At 63.7% G+C, this 15,073-nt stretch carries 17 protein-coding genes and 1 riboswitch; of the genes, 15 read left to right on the forward strand and 2 right to left on the reverse strand.

Going from position 1 to position 15,073, the window contains the following annotated elements; genetic code table 11:
• Positions 1-2 precede the first annotated feature (2 nt).
• From cobN to cobJ, 5 genes are read left to right on the forward strand one after another with little or no spacing between them, the layout of a single operon-like run.
• Positions 3-3,296, forward strand: a complete 3,294-nt coding sequence (gene cobN, locus ACR0DB_RS02245; RefSeq protein ID WP_480548582.1) for a cobaltochelatase subunit CobN — start codon at positions 3-5, stop codon at positions 3,294-3,296.
• Complete coding sequence (cobG, locus tag ACR0DB_RS02250) at positions 3,293-4,414, forward strand: precorrin-3B synthase (protein WP_480548584.1); 1,122 nt, start codon at positions 3,293-3,295, stop codon at positions 4,412-4,414. The genes cobN and cobG overlap by 4 nt, the downstream gene beginning before the upstream one ends.
• Complete coding sequence (locus ACR0DB_RS02255; protein ID WP_480548586.1) at positions 4,414-5,043, forward strand: precorrin-8X methylmutase; 630 nt, start codon at positions 4,414-4,416, stop codon at positions 5,041-5,043. The genes cobG and ACR0DB_RS02255 overlap by 1 nt, the downstream gene beginning before the upstream one ends.
• Positions 5,040-5,765: a precorrin-2 C(20)-methyltransferase gene (locus ACR0DB_RS02260; RefSeq protein ID WP_480548588.1), complete on the forward strand. Its 726-nt coding sequence runs from the start codon at positions 5,040-5,042 to the stop codon at positions 5,763-5,765. The genes ACR0DB_RS02255 and ACR0DB_RS02260 overlap by 4 nt, the downstream gene beginning before the upstream one ends.
• Complete coding sequence (gene cobJ, locus ACR0DB_RS02265; RefSeq protein ID WP_480548590.1) at positions 5,762-6,526, forward strand: precorrin-3B C(17)-methyltransferase; 765 nt, start codon at positions 5,762-5,764, stop codon at positions 6,524-6,526. Before ACR0DB_RS02260 ends, cobJ begins: the two co-directional genes overlap by 4 nt.
• Here cobJ and ACR0DB_RS02270 read toward each other — a convergent pair.
• On the reverse strand, positions 6,517-7,248 hold the full coding sequence (locus ACR0DB_RS02270) for a cobalt-precorrin-6A reductase (RefSeq protein WP_480548592.1): 732 nt from the start codon (positions 7,246-7,248) through the stop codon (positions 6,517-6,519). The genes cobJ and ACR0DB_RS02270 overlap by 10 nt on opposite strands.
• Between ACR0DB_RS02270 and cbiE the strand changes: the two genes are divergently transcribed.
• The 9 genes from cbiE (at position 7,247) to ACR0DB_RS02315 (ending at position 14,098) form a co-directional block, all read left to right on the forward strand.
• Positions 7,247-8,446 carry a precorrin-6y C5,15-methyltransferase (decarboxylating) subunit CbiE gene (gene cbiE, locus ACR0DB_RS02275; RefSeq protein WP_480548594.1) on the forward strand — a complete coding sequence of 400 codons (1,200 nt, stop codon included), beginning with the start codon at positions 7,247-7,249 and terminating at the stop codon, positions 8,444-8,446. The genes ACR0DB_RS02270 and cbiE overlap by 2 nt on opposite strands.
• Complete coding sequence (locus ACR0DB_RS02280; protein ID WP_480548596.1) at positions 8,443-8,811, forward strand: cobalamin biosynthesis protein; 369 nt, start codon at positions 8,443-8,445, stop codon at positions 8,809-8,811. Before cbiE ends, ACR0DB_RS02280 begins: the two co-directional genes overlap by 4 nt.
• Positions 8,808-9,602, forward strand: a complete 795-nt coding sequence (gene cobM / locus ACR0DB_RS02285; protein WP_480548598.1) for a precorrin-4 C(11)-methyltransferase — start codon at positions 8,808-8,810, stop codon at positions 9,600-9,602. Before ACR0DB_RS02280 ends, cobM begins: the two co-directional genes overlap by 4 nt.
• Positions 9,595-10,923, forward strand: a complete 1,329-nt coding sequence (locus tag ACR0DB_RS02290) for a cobyrinic acid a,c-diamide synthase CobB (RefSeq protein WP_480548600.1) — start codon at positions 9,595-9,597, stop codon at positions 10,921-10,923. The genes cobM and ACR0DB_RS02290 overlap by 8 nt, the downstream gene beginning before the upstream one ends.
• Positions 10,920-11,648: a uroporphyrinogen-III C-methyltransferase gene (gene cobA, locus ACR0DB_RS02295; RefSeq protein WP_480548602.1), complete on the forward strand. Its 729-nt coding sequence runs from the start codon at positions 10,920-10,922 to the stop codon at positions 11,646-11,648. Before ACR0DB_RS02290 ends, cobA begins: the two co-directional genes overlap by 4 nt.
• Positions 11,641-12,384, forward strand: coding sequence for a precorrin-6A synthase (deacetylating) (cobF, locus tag ACR0DB_RS02300; RefSeq protein ID WP_480548604.1), 744 nt, complete (start codon positions 11,641-11,643; stop codon positions 12,382-12,384). Before cobA ends, cobF begins: the two co-directional genes overlap by 8 nt.
• A 43-nt stretch (positions 12,385-12,427) precedes the next feature.
• A riboswitch (cobalamin riboswitch) is annotated at positions 12,428-12,633 on the forward strand.
• Between the two features lie 36 nt (positions 12,634-12,669).
• A complete protein-coding gene (locus ACR0DB_RS02305) occupies positions 12,670-12,834 on the forward strand; it encodes a CbtB domain-containing protein (RefSeq protein ID WP_170770220.1) in 165 nt (54 codons plus the stop codon).
• Positions 12,835-12,838: 4 nt separating this feature from the next.
• Positions 12,839-13,537, forward strand: a complete 699-nt coding sequence (locus ACR0DB_RS02310; RefSeq protein WP_480548606.1) for a CbtA family protein — start codon at positions 12,839-12,841, stop codon at positions 13,535-13,537.
• A gap of 66 nt (positions 13,538-13,603) precedes the next feature.
• Positions 13,604-14,098 carry a hypothetical protein gene (locus tag ACR0DB_RS02315; protein ID WP_480548608.1) on the forward strand — a complete coding sequence of 165 codons (495 nt, stop codon included), beginning with the start codon at positions 13,604-13,606 and terminating at the stop codon, positions 14,096-14,098.
• Here the strand turns inward: ACR0DB_RS02315 and ACR0DB_RS02320 are convergent.
• Positions 14,095-14,451 carry a DUF1636 family protein gene (locus ACR0DB_RS02320; RefSeq protein ID WP_480548610.1) on the reverse strand — a complete coding sequence of 119 codons (357 nt, stop codon included), beginning with the start codon at positions 14,449-14,451 and terminating at the stop codon, positions 14,095-14,097. The two genes, ACR0DB_RS02315 and ACR0DB_RS02320, sit on opposite strands and share 4 nt — an antisense overlap.
• A gap of 127 nt (positions 14,452-14,578) precedes the next feature.
• Here ACR0DB_RS02320 and ACR0DB_RS02325 point away from each other — a divergent pair, with 127 nt between their 5' ends.
• Positions 14,579-15,037: a DUF302 domain-containing protein gene (locus ACR0DB_RS02325; protein WP_480548612.1), complete on the forward strand. Its 459-nt coding sequence runs from the start codon at positions 14,579-14,581 to the stop codon at positions 15,035-15,037.
• Positions 15,038-15,073: the final 36 nt, after the last annotated feature.

Consider the following 15,073-nt stretch of genomic DNA (forward strand, 5'->3'; position numbering starts at 1 on the left):
CCATGCACGTCGTCTTCCGCGAAAGCCACGGGTTAGAGGAATCTGAAACCCCAACCGATCTGGGCCAGAGCCCGGCGGATCTGGTGGTGCTGTCATTTTCGGACAGCGACCTTGGTGCTTTCGCGGCAGGCTGGCATCGCGGTGGTGGGCCTGACGGTCGGATGCCAACCCTGCGACTGGCCAATCTGACGGCGCTGAAACACCCTCTGTCCGTTGACACCTATGTGGAACAGACGTTGGAGGGCGCTAAAGGCATCCTGATCCGCCTGATCGGCGGGGTGCCCTATTGGTCCTACGGACTGCAGCAGGTTCTATCGCTTGCGCAGACCAAAGGGATTGCTGTGGCCGTGCTGCCTGCCGACGGGCGCGAGGATACGCGGCTGGATGACTATTCGACCCTGCCCGTCTCCACCCTGCGCCGCTTGGCGCATCTTTGCGACACCGGTGGCGAGGTTGCAGCACAAGCCGCTTTGGCACAGATGGCACTGGCCGCGGGGCTCTATGCGGGTCCGGTGATGGGTGCCAAGTCCCTGCCCGACTGCGGCGCATGGTGCCCCGATCGCGGAGTGATTCCGGCGGAACAGGCGTTTTCCGGTGACTCAAAACGCGTCGTGGTCAGTTTCTACCGCGCTTACCTGACCTCGGCCGACACAGCCCCCGTGGCCGCCCTGATCCGTAGCCTGCGCGCGCGCGGCTTTCAGGCCGTGGGCCTGTTCGCCCCTTCCCTGAAAGCGCCATCCGCCGCCGACTGGCTGCGCGACACCATCGTATCGCTGGCCCCGTCCGCGATCATCAACGCCACGTCCTTCTCGGGCAAAGGCGCGTCGGGTACCTCGCCTTTGGACGCTGCAAATGTGCCCGTCTTCCAGGTCGCACTGGCCACTTCGCGCCGCAAGGCGTGGGCCGAGGCGGAACGCGGCCTCTCCCCCGCCGACCTCGCCATGCATGTGGTGCTGCCCGAGGTGGACGGGCGGATTTCAGCGGGCATCGCCTCGTTCAAGGAGCCGGGCAAACGCGACCCGCATCTGGAATATTCCCGCTTTGCCCACCGGGCCGAGGAGGAACGGATCGAGGCCATCCTCGACCGTGTCACCGGCTGGCTGAACCTTCAGGACAAACCCAAAGCCTATCACGTGCCCGCGCTGGTGCTGTCCACTTATCCGGGCAAGGACTGGCAGATGGCCCATGCGGTGGGCCTCGACGCGCTGGCCTCGGCTGAGGCGATGCTGTCCGACCTGCAAGCCGGGGGCTATGATACCGCCCCTGCCAAACCAATCGCTGATACGCTGCTGAACGCCCGGATCGCATGGCCGCTGGCCGAGTATCAGGCCGCGCTTGCGGACCTGCCCGAACAGCTGCGCACCGACTTGCATACGGTTTGGGGCGCTCCCGAGGATGACCCCGCTTACACCGATGGTGCCTTTCACTTCACCGCCCTGCGTCGGGGCAAGGCTCTGGTCGCCTTGCAACCTGAACGCGGCACGCCCGAGCTACGCGATGACGACTATCATGACCTGTCGCGCACCCCGCGCCACAGCTATGTCGCCTTTTACCTTTGGCTGCGTAAAAGCTTGAATGCCGATGCGCTGATCCACATCGGAGCCCATGGCACGTTGGAATGGCTGCCCGGCAAATCCGTGGCGCTCTCAGCCGGTTGCTGGCCCGAGGCGCTGATCCGCGACCTGCCAGTGATCTACCCCTTCATCGTCAATGACCCCGGCGAGGCGGCGCAAGCCAAGCGCCGGATCGGCGCGGTCACGCTGGGCCACATCCCGCCCGCTTTGAAAGAAAGCGGTACACCGGATCGGATGGTACGGCTGGAGTCCCTGCTGGACGAATTCTCGAACGCCGATGGTCTGGACCCCAAGCGCCGCGACCGTTTGCAAGAGGATATCCGGAATGAGGCTCAGGCCATCGGGCTGGAAAGCGATCTGGGTCTGGATCAGGCCACCTGCACCGCCGAGGCGATCACCCGCATCGACCGCATTGTCTGTGACATCAAGGAAAGCCAGTTCGGCGACGGGCTGCACATCTTTGGCCGGGTGCCAGAAGTGACCGGCAATTTCGACCCCGCGCCTTCCGCCCAGTCTGAACGCAACGCCCTAATCGACGCACTAGCCGGAAAGCGGATCGAGGCCGGGCCATCCGGTTCGCCCTATCGTGGCCGCTCGGACGTACTGCCTACCGGGCGGAACCTTTATACCACCGACCCACGATCCGTGCCCACGCGCGCGGCCTATAGCCAAGGCGTGAAACTGGCCGAAGAACTGGTGCGGCGTCACCTGCAAGAGGAAGGCGACTATCCCAAAGGGCTGATCGTTGATCTCTGGGGCTCGGCCACCATGCGCACAGCGGGTGAGGAATTCGCCATGGCGCTGCACCTGCTGGGCGTCAAACCCGTCTGGGACAAGGGGTCAGAGCGGGTCTCAGGCATCGAGGTTCTGCCCATCACCGACCTCAGCCGCCCGCGTCTGGATGTGACGCTGCGGGTCTCGGGCCTGTTCCGCGACGTGTTTCCGACGCTATCGGCGCTATACGGTCAGGCGATCCGGGCCTTGTCGGCGCGCGATGAGGCGGCCGACTGGAACCCCTATGCCGGTCAGGAGCCCGCCGCCCGCGTCTATGGTCCCGCCCCCGGCAGCTATGGCGTGAACATGACGCAATTGTCCGAAATCTACACTGACGAGGCGCGCGCGCAGGCGGGTGAGGCATGGCTGGATGCAAGCTCTTACGCGTTGGAGGGCGAGCACATCGCGCAGGACAAGGACGGGATCACGCAGCGCGTCGCCAATGCCGACAGCTTTGTTCACCTGCAGGATTTGACCGAAACCGACTTGCTGTTGGCCAATGATTACGCCACTCATGAGGCTGGGTTCGCCGCCGCCAAGAAGATCACAGGCGGCACGGCGCAGCTGTATCATCTGGACAATACCAACCCCGACACCCCGCGCGCGCGCACCCTGCCCGAAGAGATCAGCCGCGTGGTCCACGCCCGCGCCGCCAACCCCGGCTGGATCGCCGGGATGCAACGCCATGGCTTCCGGGGTGCAGCCGAGATCGCCGCGACGCTGGATCATATGGCATCCTTCGCGCATCTGTCAGGCACAGTCGCGCCGCACCTTTTCGACCTTTACCACGATGCCACGCTGGGCGACGCTGAGGTCGACGCCTTTCTGGCCGAGGCCAACCCTAAAGCGCATCAGGCCATGCAGGACCGGTTCCGCGCTTTGCTTGAGGCGGGGCTTTGGAACACACGCCGCAACTCGATTCGCGCCGATCTGGAGGGGCTGGGATGAGCGCCCCCATCGTACAGGGTTGGTGCCCCGGCGCGCACCGTCCGATGATGTCGGGCGATGGGCTGGTGGTGCGGGTGCGGCCTCGGCTGGCTCGTCTGACAGCTGAGCAGGCCTTAGGTCTGTGCGATCTGGCGGAACACTTTGGCAATGGCACCATCGACCTGACCAACCGCGCCAACCTGCAGCTGCGGGGCGTGGCCGAGGCGGATCATCAATCCCTGCTGGCCGAACTGGCCGCGCTGAACCTGCTGGACGCCGAGCCGGGGATCGAGGTGCGCCGCAACATTCTGGTCTCACCTCTGTACCAATCCGGAGACCTGACCGCTCGGCTGGCACTAGAGCTTATTGACCGGCTGGCCGAACTGCCCGCACTGCCCGCCAAGTTCGGCTTTGCCATCGACACTGGACCTGAGCGCCTGCTGGCTGGGGATTCAGCCGATATCCGGCTGGAAACAAGCCCAGAGGGTTTGATCTTGCGCGCTGATGGGGCAAACACCGGACGTTTGGTCCAAGAATCGGAAGCCATCGACCTGCTGATCGCCTTGGCCGCATGGTTCTCCCAAAACTACACGCCCGAGAGCAGGCGCATGGCCCGCGTGGTCTCGAACTTGCCGCCGGAGTGTCAAGGAACGACACCGGGCCCGGTGGGCACCCCGCTGCAACCCGGACTCTGCGATCAGGGGACGCTCTATGGTGCAGCCTTTGGGCAACTGCCTGTGCGCGCCCTGAAAGACCTGATCGCGCAAAGCAGGGCCGTTGCCTTACGGGTCACCCCGTGGCGCTTGATCCTGTTGGAAGGCGGGGCAGCCATACCCGCCCCGGCCTTTGTCACAGACGGCACCGACCCGCTGATGACCACCGACGCCTGCCCCGGCGCGCCATATTGCCCGCAAGCGCAGGCGGAAACCCGCGACATTGCCCGTGCTTTGGCAGCACGCATCCCCGGCAGCCTCCATGTCTCAGGGTGTAGCAAAGGATGCGCCCGCATGGGTCCGGCCGATGTAACCCTGATCGGCAATGCCGGACGATTTGATCTTGTCAAACAGGGCCGGGCAGGGGATGAGCCCTGCCAGACCGGCCTGACCGAAGAAACACTGATGAATATGGACTTCACCTGATGCCCTACACTTACGAAACCGATGGCGCGGCGATCTACAAGGAGAGCTTTGCCACCATCCGGTCCGAGGCTGATCTGGCTCGGTTCGACGCCGACGAGGAACAGGTCGCTGTCCGCATGATCCACGCCGCTGGCATGGTCGGGCTTGAGGAATTCGTCCATTTCTCGCCCGGTTTTGTAACCGCTGCCCGTACCGCAATGGAAGCTGGCGCGCCGATCCTGTGCGATGCGCGCATGGTCAGCGAGGGCGTGACCCGCTTTCGCCTGCCCGCCGACAATGAGGTGATCTGCACCCTGCATGACGAACGCGTACGCCCCCTGGCGGCTGAGATGAGCAACACGCGCTCAGCCGCCGCGTTGGAACTGTGGCGCCCGCATCTGGAAGGCGCCCTTGTCGCCATTGGCAACGCACCCACCGCTCTGTTCCACCTGTTGAACATGCTGGAAGACCCCGATTGCCCGCGCCCCGCCGCCATCATCGGCTGCCCTGTGGGCTTTGTCGGCGCGGTCGAATCCAAAGACGCCCTGTGGGAGGCACAGCCGGTGCCATCCTGCATCGTCAAGGGCCGTCTGGGCGGCAGCGCCATCACCGTCGCCGCCGTCAACGCCATCGCGAGCCGTGCGGAATGAGCGGCACCATCTATGGCGTGGGCCTTGGCCCCGGTGATCCCGACCTGATGAGCGTCCGGGCCGACCGCCTATTGCGCAACGCGCGCCACGTGGCGTTTTTCCGCAAACCAGGCCGCAGCGGACAGGCGCGTAAAATCGTCAATGGCATGATCCCCGAAGGTGCCGTCGAATTTGCAATGGAGTATCCGGTCACGACCGAGATCCCAGTGAGCGATCCGCGCTATAACGAGCTGCTCTCGGCGTTTTACGAAGACTGCGCAGCACATCTGAAGGCTCTGTCCGAAAAGGGCGAAGACGTGGTGGTCTTGTGCGAAGGTGATCCGTTCTTCTACGGTTCTTTCATGCATCTTTACAACCGGTTGCGCGACAAATCTGATGTCGAGGTCGTGCCCGCCATTACCGGCATGTCGGGTGCCTGGACAGCGACCGGAGACCCTATCACTTGGGGCGATGACGTGCTGACCGTACTAGTGGGTACTCTGCCCGAGGACGATCTGGCACAACGCATGGCACAGACCGACGCGCTGGTCGTAATGAAGATCGGGCGCAATATCGACAAGGTGAAGCGCGCGCTGAAGACGGCGGGCCTCTATGACCGCGCGTGGATTGTGGAATTTGCGCAAATGCCGAACCAGACGGTGACGAAACTGTCTGAGGCTTGTGAAAAGGTCACACCCTATTTCTCGATCATCATCGTGCACGGTCAGGGGCGCAGGCCATGAGCGGCTGGGTCAAGATCGCCGGTCTTGGACCAGGGGATGATGCGCTGGTGACGCCCGAGGTGACTGCCGCTTTGGCCGAGGCCACGGACGTGGTCGGCTATATCCCCTATGTTGCCCGCGTGGCTGAACGCGAAGGCTTGACGCTGCACGCCAGTGACAACCGGGTCGAGATCGACCGCTCGCAGCACGCGTTGCAAATGGCGGCCGAGGGCAAGCGCGTGGTCGTGGTGTCCTCGGGCGACCCCGGTGTGTTTGCGATGGCGGCCGCGGTGTTTGAGACGTTGGAGGATGGCCCGCCCGAGTGGCGCAATATCCAGATTGATGTGCTGCCGGGGATCACGGCGATGCTGGCGGCCTCGGCCCGTGCCGGCGCACCTATGGGGCATGATTTCTGCGCCATCAACCTGAGTGACAACCTCAAGCCGTGGTCCTTGATCGAAAAGCGTCTGCGGCTGGCGGCACAAGCGGATTTCTCAATGGCGTTTTACAATCCGCGCTCAAAGTCCCGCCCGGAAGGCTTTGTTAAAACGTTGGAAATCCTGCGCGAGGAATGCGAGCCCGAACGGCTGATCCTGTTCGCCCGCGCCGTGTCGCGCGCCGATGAGGCCATTCGGATTTCGACACTGGCCGAGGCCACGCCCGAGATGGCGGATATGCAGACGGTGGTCATCGTCGGCTCGTCCCGCACCCGCGTGATCGAGCGCGACGGCGCGCCCATCGTCTACACGCCGAGGTTCACACCGGCCAAGGATCAGGTATGAACCAGCCAGTCCAGAACCTGAGCAACGCTCGACATCTCGACCCGCTGCGGCAGGGCCGGACGGTCGATCATCAGCACCGGCAGGCTCAGCGCCCGCGCCGCGTCCAGCTTGGCCCGCGCGCCAACGCCGCCCGCGTTCTTGGACACGACCAACTGGATCCCATGGCGCTGCATCAGCGCCTGATCGTCGGCCAGAGTGAATGGCCCGCGCGAGACAACCACGTCGCAGTTCGGCAACGGCAGAGCACCCGGTTCATCGACCAGCCGCAACAAGTAACGATGCTGAGGCTGGGTGGCGAACTCCTCAAGATGCATCCGGCCCACGGCCAGAAACACCCGCTGTGGCGCGGCGGACAGGGCGGCCACCGCGCCGTCGATATCCGGAACATGCTGCCAGTCGTCCCCATCCTGTTCCACCCATGCCGGGCGGGTCAGCGCGGCCAGAGGCACGTCGGCCTTATGGCAGGCGGCCACCGCGTTGGCGCTCATCTGGGCGGCAAAGGGGTGCGTGGCGTCGATCACGTGGGTGATCGCGTGATCGCGCAGGTAGGTGGTCAGGCCGTCCACGCCTCCGAACCCGCCCACGCGCATCGGCAACGGCTGCGGGCGCGGGTTATCAACGCGGCCCGCATAGGAATAGGTCGCTTGGATGCCCCGTTCGGCCACGGTTTTAGCCAGGGCGTTGGCCTCTGTCGTGCCGCCAAGGATCAGGAGGTGTGTCATGCATGAAACTCCGTGGCTGACCGTTCTGGGCCTGGGTGAGGATGGGCTTGATGGCCTGTCACCCACAAGCCGTCAAGTGCTGGCCCGCGCTGAAATCATCATGGGCCCGCCGCGCCACCTGTCGCTGATCCCCGACAGCCAGGCCCGGCGGGTCGAATGGCCGGTGCCTTTTGCCGACGGGCTGCCCGTGCTGACGGGGTTCCGGGGGCGACCCACTGTCGTGCTGGCCTCGGGCGATCCGTTCTGGTTTGGTGCCGGATCGGTCATCGCGCGCAATTTCGAGGCTGGGGAATGGACCGCCCTGCCCGGCCAGTCAACCTTTTCCTTGGCCGCCGCGCGGCTGGGCTGGCCGCTGGAGGCGACGCTGACTTTCGGCCTGCACGCCGCCCCCCTGACGCGGCTGCGACCGCATCTGTCGCCAGGCCTGCGCGCCATTCTGTTGCTGCGCAACGGGGCTGCGGTGACGGAACTGGCGACCTACCTGACCGAAACCGGCTTTGCCGACACCCGCCTGCACGTGATGGAGGCGCTCGGCGGCCCTCGTGAACGTTCCCGCAGTGTGTCCCTGACCGAGGCGCTGCTGGGCGGGTTCGATCACCCGGTCTGCGTCGCGCTTGAAGTCGCAGGCGAGGGTCGCGCGCTGCCCAAATCCTCAGGCAAGCCGGATGAGATATTCGAGACCGACGGCCAGATCACCAAACGCCCTGTCCGCGCCCTGACCCTGTCAGCGCTGGCCCCGCATCGCGGTGAGCATCTGTGGGATATCGGAGGCGGCTCCGGCTCGATCAGTATCGAGTGGTTGATGTGCGATCCGACCCTCACGGCCACCACGATTGAACCCCGCGCGGACCGGGCCGAGCGGATTCGTCGCAATGCCGATGCGCTGGGTCAGGATCGGCTGACCGTCATCCACGGCACTGCGCCCGATGCGCTGGACGGGTTGTCCCTGCCGGATGTGGTGTTCATCGGTGGAGGTCTAAGCGCCGCGCTGCTGGACTGGCTGTATGCCACTTTGCCCGCTGGTACCCGCTTAGTCGCCAATGCAGTGACACTGGAGAGCGAGGCGTTGCTGGCGCAGTGGCATGAGAAACGCGGCGGCGATCTTTTGCGGATTGAATTGGCGCAGGCTGCGCCATTGGGGCCGCGCCGGGGTTGGAAATCCGGCTATCCGGTGGTGCAGTGGAGCGTCACGCTATGATCGTCGCGGGCCTTGGCTTTTCCTCCGCCGCGACGGTGGACAGTCTGCGCGCGGCCTTTGCGGCTGCCGCCTCTGACCACCCCGTCAGCGCCTTGGCGACCGTCGCAGACAAAGAGGGCCATGCTGCGCTTGCAGAATTCGCAGCCGTAACCGCCCTGCCCCTGCATTTCATCGCGCCCGCCGATCTGGCCGGGCAGCGCACGCTCACCTGCTCGCCCCGCAGCCGCGCCAGTTATGGCACCGGCAGTGTGGCCGAAGCATCCGCCCTTGCCGCCGCTGGATCTGGCGCGCGGCTGCTATCACCACGACAGATATCAGACGACCGGCTGGCCACTTGCGCTATTGCCATCGGAGGACAAAAATGACAGTTCATTTCATCGGCGCCGGACCGGGCGCTGCCGACCTGCTGACCCTGCGCGGGCGCGATATCATCGCGTCCTGTCCCGTGTGCCTCTATGCGGGCTCGCTGGTGCCCGAGGAAATCCTTGGCCACTGCCCCGAGGGAGCCAAGATCATCAACACCGCGCCGATGGATCTGGATCAGATCATGGCCGAGATCGATGCCGCCCATAAGGCTGGTCAGGATGTGGCCCGCCTGCATTCGGGCGATCTGTCGGTCTGGTCGGCCATGGGCGAACAAATCCGCCGGTTGAAAGAGATGGGTATCCCGGTCAGCGTCACGCCCGGCGTGCCGTCCTTTGCCGCGGCAGCCGCGGCCTTGGGCATGGAACTGACACTACCCGGCCTCGCGCAATCGGTGGTGCTGACCCGCACGCCGGGCCGCGCGTCTTCGATGCCCGAGGGTGAAACGCTTGAGAACTTCGCCCGCACCGGCGCAACGCTGGCCATTCACCTGTCGATCGGCAATCTGGACAAGGTCATCGCTGATCTGACCCCGGCCTATGGTGCCGATTGCCCGGTGGCCGTTGTCTATCGCGCCAGCTGGCCCGATGAACGCATCATCCGTGCAACGCTGGAGACGCTGAAAGACGCGCTGGACGACGGCATCGCCCGCACCGCGCTGATCATGGTCGGCCCAGCGCTTGCGGGGGAAGGGTTCGACGAAAGCTGTCTGTATTCCAAGGATTACGACCGCCGCTATCGCCCGCAAAGCGCCGACAGCCCGTGGTCCAGCTGGAGCCCCGAGGATGAATGACGCGATGACTAACCCTCCGGGCCTTCTGATTTCTGCACCGTCCTCGGGCACCGGCAAGACCACGGTCATGCTGGGCTTATTACGTGCGCTGGCCGAGGATGGGCTGACCGTTCAGCCTTTTAAAAGCGGACCAGATTATATCGACCCGGCCTTTCACCGGGCGGCTGCGGGGCGTGCCTCGTTCAATTTGGACAGCTGGGCCATGAGAGAGCCTCTGTTGGACGCCATTTCTGCACAGGCCGAAGGCGCGGATATCGTGGTCGCCGAGGGCTCAATGGGGCTGTACGACGGCGTCGCCAAACCCGGAGAGCTGGGCTATGGCTCGAGTGCAGAGACGGCGCAGCGCATGGGCTGGCCGGTGGTGCTGGTACTGGATGTGGGCGGTCAGGCGCAGTCGGCGGCAGCGACGGCTTTGGGGTTCAAGATGTATAACCCCGATCTGCCCTTTGCCGGCGTGATCCTGAACCGCTGCGCCAGCCCCCGGCATGAGCGGTTGACGCGGCTGGGGATGGAGCGCGCGGGCCTGCCGGTTCTGGGCGTGTTGCCCCGGCGCGGCGACCTAACCCTGCCCGAGCGGCATCTGGGTCTGATCCAGGCTGTCGAACACCCCGACCTGGAAAGCGCAATTGTCGGCTATGCTGCGTTCCTGCGCGAGCATGTCGATCTTGAGGCGATCAAGCGGGCGGCATCCTCAGGCCCGAATGGGCCATCGTCCGCCGCGCTGCCGCGGCCCCCGGCGCAACGGATCGCTCTGGCCCGCGATGCAGCGTTTTCGTTCACCTATCCGCATTTGCTGGAAGGTTGGCGCGCGGCAGGGGCCGAGGTGTTGCCCTTCTCGCCCTTGGCCAATGAAGCCCCGGCTGCGGATGCCGATCTGGTTTGGTTGCCGGGCGGATATCCTGAACTGCATGCAGGCACTCTGGCCGCTGCATCGAGTTTTCAGGAGGGGTTGCGGAAACATGCGCAGACCAAACCCGTGCATGGCGAATGCGGGGGGTATATGGCGCTGGGACAGGCGCTGGTCGACAAAGAGGGTGTCTCGCATCAGATGGCCGGGTTGTTGGGGCTGGTGACATCTTACGAGAAGCGCAAGTTCAATCTGGGGTATCGCCGGGCCGAGCTGCTGGCCCCCATGCCCGGCTTTGCCGTAGGCACGGGCCTGCGGGGGCATGAGTTCCACTATTCCTCGATCATCGAGCAACCCGACGCGCCTTTGGCCCGTGTGTTTGACGCTGAAGGGGCCGAAGGGCCGCAGACCGGATCGGTGCGCGGCAATGTGACCGGCACGTTCTTTCACCTGATCGCGGAGGCCTCAGTATGAGTGGGTTTGTCTCGTTCATCGGGTCGGGTCCGGGCGATCCGGAGTTGTTGACGCTAAAGGCCGTGGACCGGATGCAAAAGGCGGATGCGGTGCTGTTTGATGACCTCAGCAGCGGGCCGATCTTAACCCATGCACGCGAGGATGCCGATCTGGTGGGCGTGGGTAAACGGGCGGGTCGCCCTTCGCCTAAACAGGACCATGTCAGCCGGTTGCTGGTGGAATATGCGCAAACAGGCCAGCGGGTCGTGCGGTTGAAATCCGGCGATGGCGGCATGTTCGGACGTCTGGAGGAAGAACTGGTGGCCCTGCGCGCGGCTGGGATCGAGTATGAGATCATCCCCGGCATCCCCTCGGCCGTGGCGGCAGCGGCGGCGGCTGGCATCCCACTGACCCGCAGGCTGACCGCGCGGCGGGTGCAGTTTGTCACCGGCCATGATGTCAGCGGCAAACTGCCCAAGGACCTGAACCTGCCCGCTTTGGCCGACCCGGATGCGACCACCGTCGTTTTCATGGGCAAGCGCACCTTCCCCCTGCTGGTTGAGACCCTGCACGCCCATGGCCTGCCGCTGGAAACGCCTGCACTGATGGCCGAATCCGTCTCGACCCCCGAGCAAAAGCTGCATCGCAGCACAGTGGGCGCGCTATCCGAAAAGCTGGCTGAAGAAATCGGAACCGCCCCGGCGCTGATCCTTTATGGCCCGCTGGCAGAGCTTGACGATGTTTGACCTGACCCTGATCGGTATCGGCACCGGAAACCCTGACCACGTGACCTTTCAGGGCGCGCAGGCGATCCGCGCGGCGGACCTGATCCTGATCCCTCGCAAGGGCGAGAACAAGGCCGATCTGGCCGGGCTGCGCGAAGAAATCATTGCGCAGGTCACCGACACGCCGCCGCAGATCGCCTATTTCGACATCCCCAAGCGCCGGTCCGATGACGGGTATCTGCGCGGAGTGGATGAATGGCACGACGCCATCGCCCTGCGCTGGCGCGAGGCAATTGCCGCCCATCCCGGCGCACAGCACGTGGCGCTGCTGATCTGGGGCGATCCGTCGCTATACGATAGCTCACTGCGAATCGCGGCGCGGCTGGACCCTCAACCAACGACGCTGGTGATCCCTGGCATTACAGCGCTGCAGGCGTTGACGGCTGCCCACGCGATTCCGATCAACGATCTGGGTGCCCCCTACATCGTGACCACGGGGCGGCGGATTCGCGACGAAGGGTGGCCGGACGGTGCATCAAACGTGGCGGTAATGTTGGATGGTGAGTGCTCGTTCCAACATCTTCAGATGGCAGATTATGACATCTGGTGGGGGGCTTATGTGGGCATGAAAGAGGAAATTCTGATCAAGGGGCCCTTGGCTGAGGTTGCGCAGCAGATTCTGGACACCCGTGCCGATGCGCGCGCCGATCACGGGTGGATCATGGATATCTATCTTCTCAAAAAGTGCGTGAACTGACCAAATTGGTCGCGAATGGCGATTGCGCCACGCGGGTTTTGAAGGCTAGATGAACCCGTCTGGTCCCGTCGTTCACAGCGACGAGCTAAGAGGGAATGTGGTGCGATCCGAGTTGATCCAATCCACAGCCGCCCCCGCGACTGTAAGCGGTGAGCCTTGCTCAACCAGCCACTCCTGAATTTTCAGGGGGAAGGCGAGCACAGGCCCTGACCCGCAAGCCAGGAGACCTGCCAGGCGTGATTTGAAACACCGGCCGTCGGGTGCGACGGCACAGGAGAATTGAAAATGACAACACAAACACAAACCGCCTCGCGCGCTGGTATCCTGCCGGTCATGTTCGCTGTGGTTCTGGGTCTTGGCATCATTTCGGTGACTGGCCACGTTCAGGCCGCTGCCCTGCATGACGCAGCCCATGACGTGCGTCACGCAACCGGCTTCCCCTGCCACTAAACCCATGTTTGGTCGCATTCTGACCAGCGCGTTGTTCGCTGGTGCTACAGCGGGGCTGATTGCCGCCCTGCTGCAGCTTGCGTTTGTGCAACCGGTTTTGCTGCACGCCGAACTGTATGAAACAGGCGAATTGGTCCATTTCGGCGGCGACGTCGTCAGTGCCCACCCCGAGCTGCCGGGCATGTTCTCGGAACTGTTCCGCGATGCGCTGAGCGTTATTTTCACAATGCTCATCTATACAGGTTATGCACTGATGATGATCGCGCTGATGTCGGTGGCCGAGGGCAGCGGTCACAAAATCGACGGTCGCACAGGCGTTTTGTGGGGTTTGGCCGGGTTTATCGCGGTTCACCTCGCCCCCGGTTTTTCGTTGGCGCCCGAAGTGCCCGGCGTGGCAGCGGCGGATGTCGCAGCGCGTCAGGTTTGGTGGTTTGCCACTGTCGCAGCAGCAGGTGTAGCCATGTGGCTGATCGCCTTTGGCGGCAACCTTGTCAGCTATGTGATCGCAGCCGCCCTGCTGCTGGCCCCGCACCTGATCGGCGCGCCCGAGCCCGACGTGTTCACCGGCCCTGTGCCGACCGAGATCGGCGCGCTGTTTGCCGCACGCGCTTTTGGCATCGGCCTGGTAGCCTGGGTTCTGGTCGGGGCATTCGCCGGGTACTTCTGGCGATATGAAAGCCAGCGTGCCGTAGCTGCGGCCTGACAAGCACGCTTATAAACACGCCGAGACCAGCTCGGCGTGTTTGCTACTACCATCAAGGAACATAAAATGGCACGCTCACTTGCCCTGTTTGCAATCGGCATAGTTTTTGGCAGTGGTGCAGGATTTGTGGTTGCGGCTGCAAATGGCGTCACTTTCGACGGCCATGACCATGGCGATCCTGCACATCACAGTCCATCTCACGCCGAGGCAGCCGCACACGATCATTCGACTGCCATCAACCTGCCCGCCGGGGCCGACGCGCCGGGGGTTGAGATCACTCTGACCCCCGATCCCATGGCCGGATGGAACCTGCATGTTGTGCCGAAAAACTTTCGGTTCTCGCCTGAGAATGCATCAAAAACCGATATCGACGGCGAGGGGCATGCCCATGTCTACGTGAATGGCGATAAACTGGCCCGGCTCTATGGCAACTGGATGCATATCGACCAACTGCCGCAGGGCGAAGTCGAGGTCTCGGTCTCGTTGAATGCCAACAGCCACAGCCCTTTGATGGTCGACAACATCCCCGTCAGCGCGGCGGTCACACTACAGATCGACTAAAGCGCCGGGATACGCGCCCGCAGACACATCCGAAGCCGCCCGCAAGGTCGGGCGTCTTCGATCCAGCCTTTAGGACTGTCCAGATAGGTCCGGCAAGTCGCCGCGATATCATCGGCGTCCGAGGCTACATCGACCCCTGAAAACACGTAAGACGCCCCGCCATCCGCCTGCAGCGCGATGGCCACGGGTTCTGCACATCCGCTGAAACAGGCGTGCTGATCGACCGAAACCCGCCCCTCAATCCCCGCGCGGGTCAGGGCGGATTCGACAGCTTTGACCTCGGCTCCGCAATCGCGGGCACCGGCACAGGACGAACATATCAACAGGCGCATCTGATCCAATTCGGAACTCATCGGGTGGCATTTGCCTGTTTCTGAGGGTTTCCAACCGCAGGCGCAATCGAGAAAACGCACAAGATTGTGAGTGCGCCCTGTCCCGCTTTCTGGCATCACTGTCGCAACCCCGAAACAGGAGGCCCAGATGAAAGCCCTTTGGACTGCGGTTGCCCTGATAGCGACCCCTGCTTTGTCAGACGAGCCCCTGTCGGGCTGGGCCAGCTACGCAACCGACAAAAGTTACGACACGTTGGTTACCGACACCAAGGATGCCATCAAAGCCAATGGTCTGATCGTCGTCACGCAGGCAGGCCCGACCAACGCCGCCGCATCGCGCGGGATCACTATCCCCGGCAATCGGGTCATTGGTGCCTTCAACAACGACTATGCGGTGCGCGTGCTGGAAACATCAGTGAACGCGATGATCGAGGCGCCGATCCGCTTTTATGTCACCGAAAACGAGGACGGCACGGCCACTCTGTCCTACAAGACTCCCAGCTTTGTCTTCGCGCCCTATGTCTACGAGGGCGGAGAACCCCTGCGCAAAATCGCTGAGGAACTGGATGGCAAGTTTCAAGCCGTGGCCGAAACAGCAGTCAAATAGTCACACTGGCGTGATCCGGCTTGCGTCTGGGGCTGT

The organism is Ruegeria sp. AB6 (assembly GCF_056542685.1).

Bases quoted from the DNA above. Each gene is read 5' to 3' on its own strand.
- ACR0DB_RS02310 (WP_480548606.1), top strand. From the start codon at position 12,839: ATGTTTGGTCGCATTCTGACCAGCGCGTTGTTCGCTGGTGCTACAGCG.
- cobF (WP_480548604.1), top strand. From the start codon at position 11,641: ATGTTTGACCTGACCCTGATCGGTATCGGCACCGGAAACCCTGACCAC.
- ACR0DB_RS02270 (WP_480548592.1), bottom strand. From the start codon at position 7,248: ATGACACACCTCCTGATCCTTGGCGGCACGACAGAGGCCAACGCCCTG.
- cbiE (WP_480548594.1), top strand. From the start codon at position 7,247: ATGCATGAAACTCCGTGGCTGACCGTTCTGGGCCTGGGTGAGGATGGG.
- ACR0DB_RS02325 (WP_480548612.1), top strand. From the start codon at position 14,579: ATGAAAGCCCTTTGGACTGCGGTTGCCCTGATAGCGACCCCTGCTTTG.
- cobG (WP_480548584.1), top strand. From the start codon at position 3,293: ATGAGCGCCCCCATCGTACAGGGTTGGTGCCCCGGCGCGCACCGTCCG.
- cobJ (WP_480548590.1), top strand. From the start codon at position 5,762: ATGAGCGGCTGGGTCAAGATCGCCGGTCTTGGACCAGGGGATGATGCG.
- cobM (WP_480548598.1), top strand. From the start codon at position 8,808: ATGACAGTTCATTTCATCGGCGCCGGACCGGGCGCTGCCGACCTGCTG.
- ACR0DB_RS02320 (WP_480548610.1), bottom strand. From the start codon at position 14,451: ATGAGTTCCGAATTGGATCAGATGCGCCTGTTGATATGTTCGTCCTGT.
- cobA (WP_480548602.1), top strand. From the start codon at position 10,920: ATGAGTGGGTTTGTCTCGTTCATCGGGTCGGGTCCGGGCGATCCGGAG.
- ACR0DB_RS02290 (WP_480548600.1), top strand. From the start codon at position 9,595: ATGAATGACGCGATGACTAACCCTCCGGGCCTTCTGATTTCTGCACCG.
- ACR0DB_RS02315 (WP_480548608.1), top strand. From the start codon at position 13,604: ATGGCACGCTCACTTGCCCTGTTTGCAATCGGCATAGTTTTTGGCAGT.
- ACR0DB_RS02260 (WP_480548588.1), top strand. From the start codon at position 5,040: ATGAGCGGCACCATCTATGGCGTGGGCCTTGGCCCCGGTGATCCCGAC.
- ACR0DB_RS02280 (WP_480548596.1), top strand. From the start codon at position 8,443: ATGATCGTCGCGGGCCTTGGCTTTTCCTCCGCCGCGACGGTGGACAGT.
- cobN (WP_480548582.1), top strand. From the start codon at position 3: ATGCACGTCGTCTTCCGCGAAAGCCACGGGTTAGAGGAATCTGAAACC.
- ACR0DB_RS02305 (WP_170770220.1), top strand. From the start codon at position 12,670: ATGACAACACAAACACAAACCGCCTCGCGCGCTGGTATCCTGCCGGTC.
- ACR0DB_RS02255 (WP_480548586.1), top strand. From the start codon at position 4,414: ATGCCCTACACTTACGAAACCGATGGCGCGGCGATCTACAAGGAGAGC.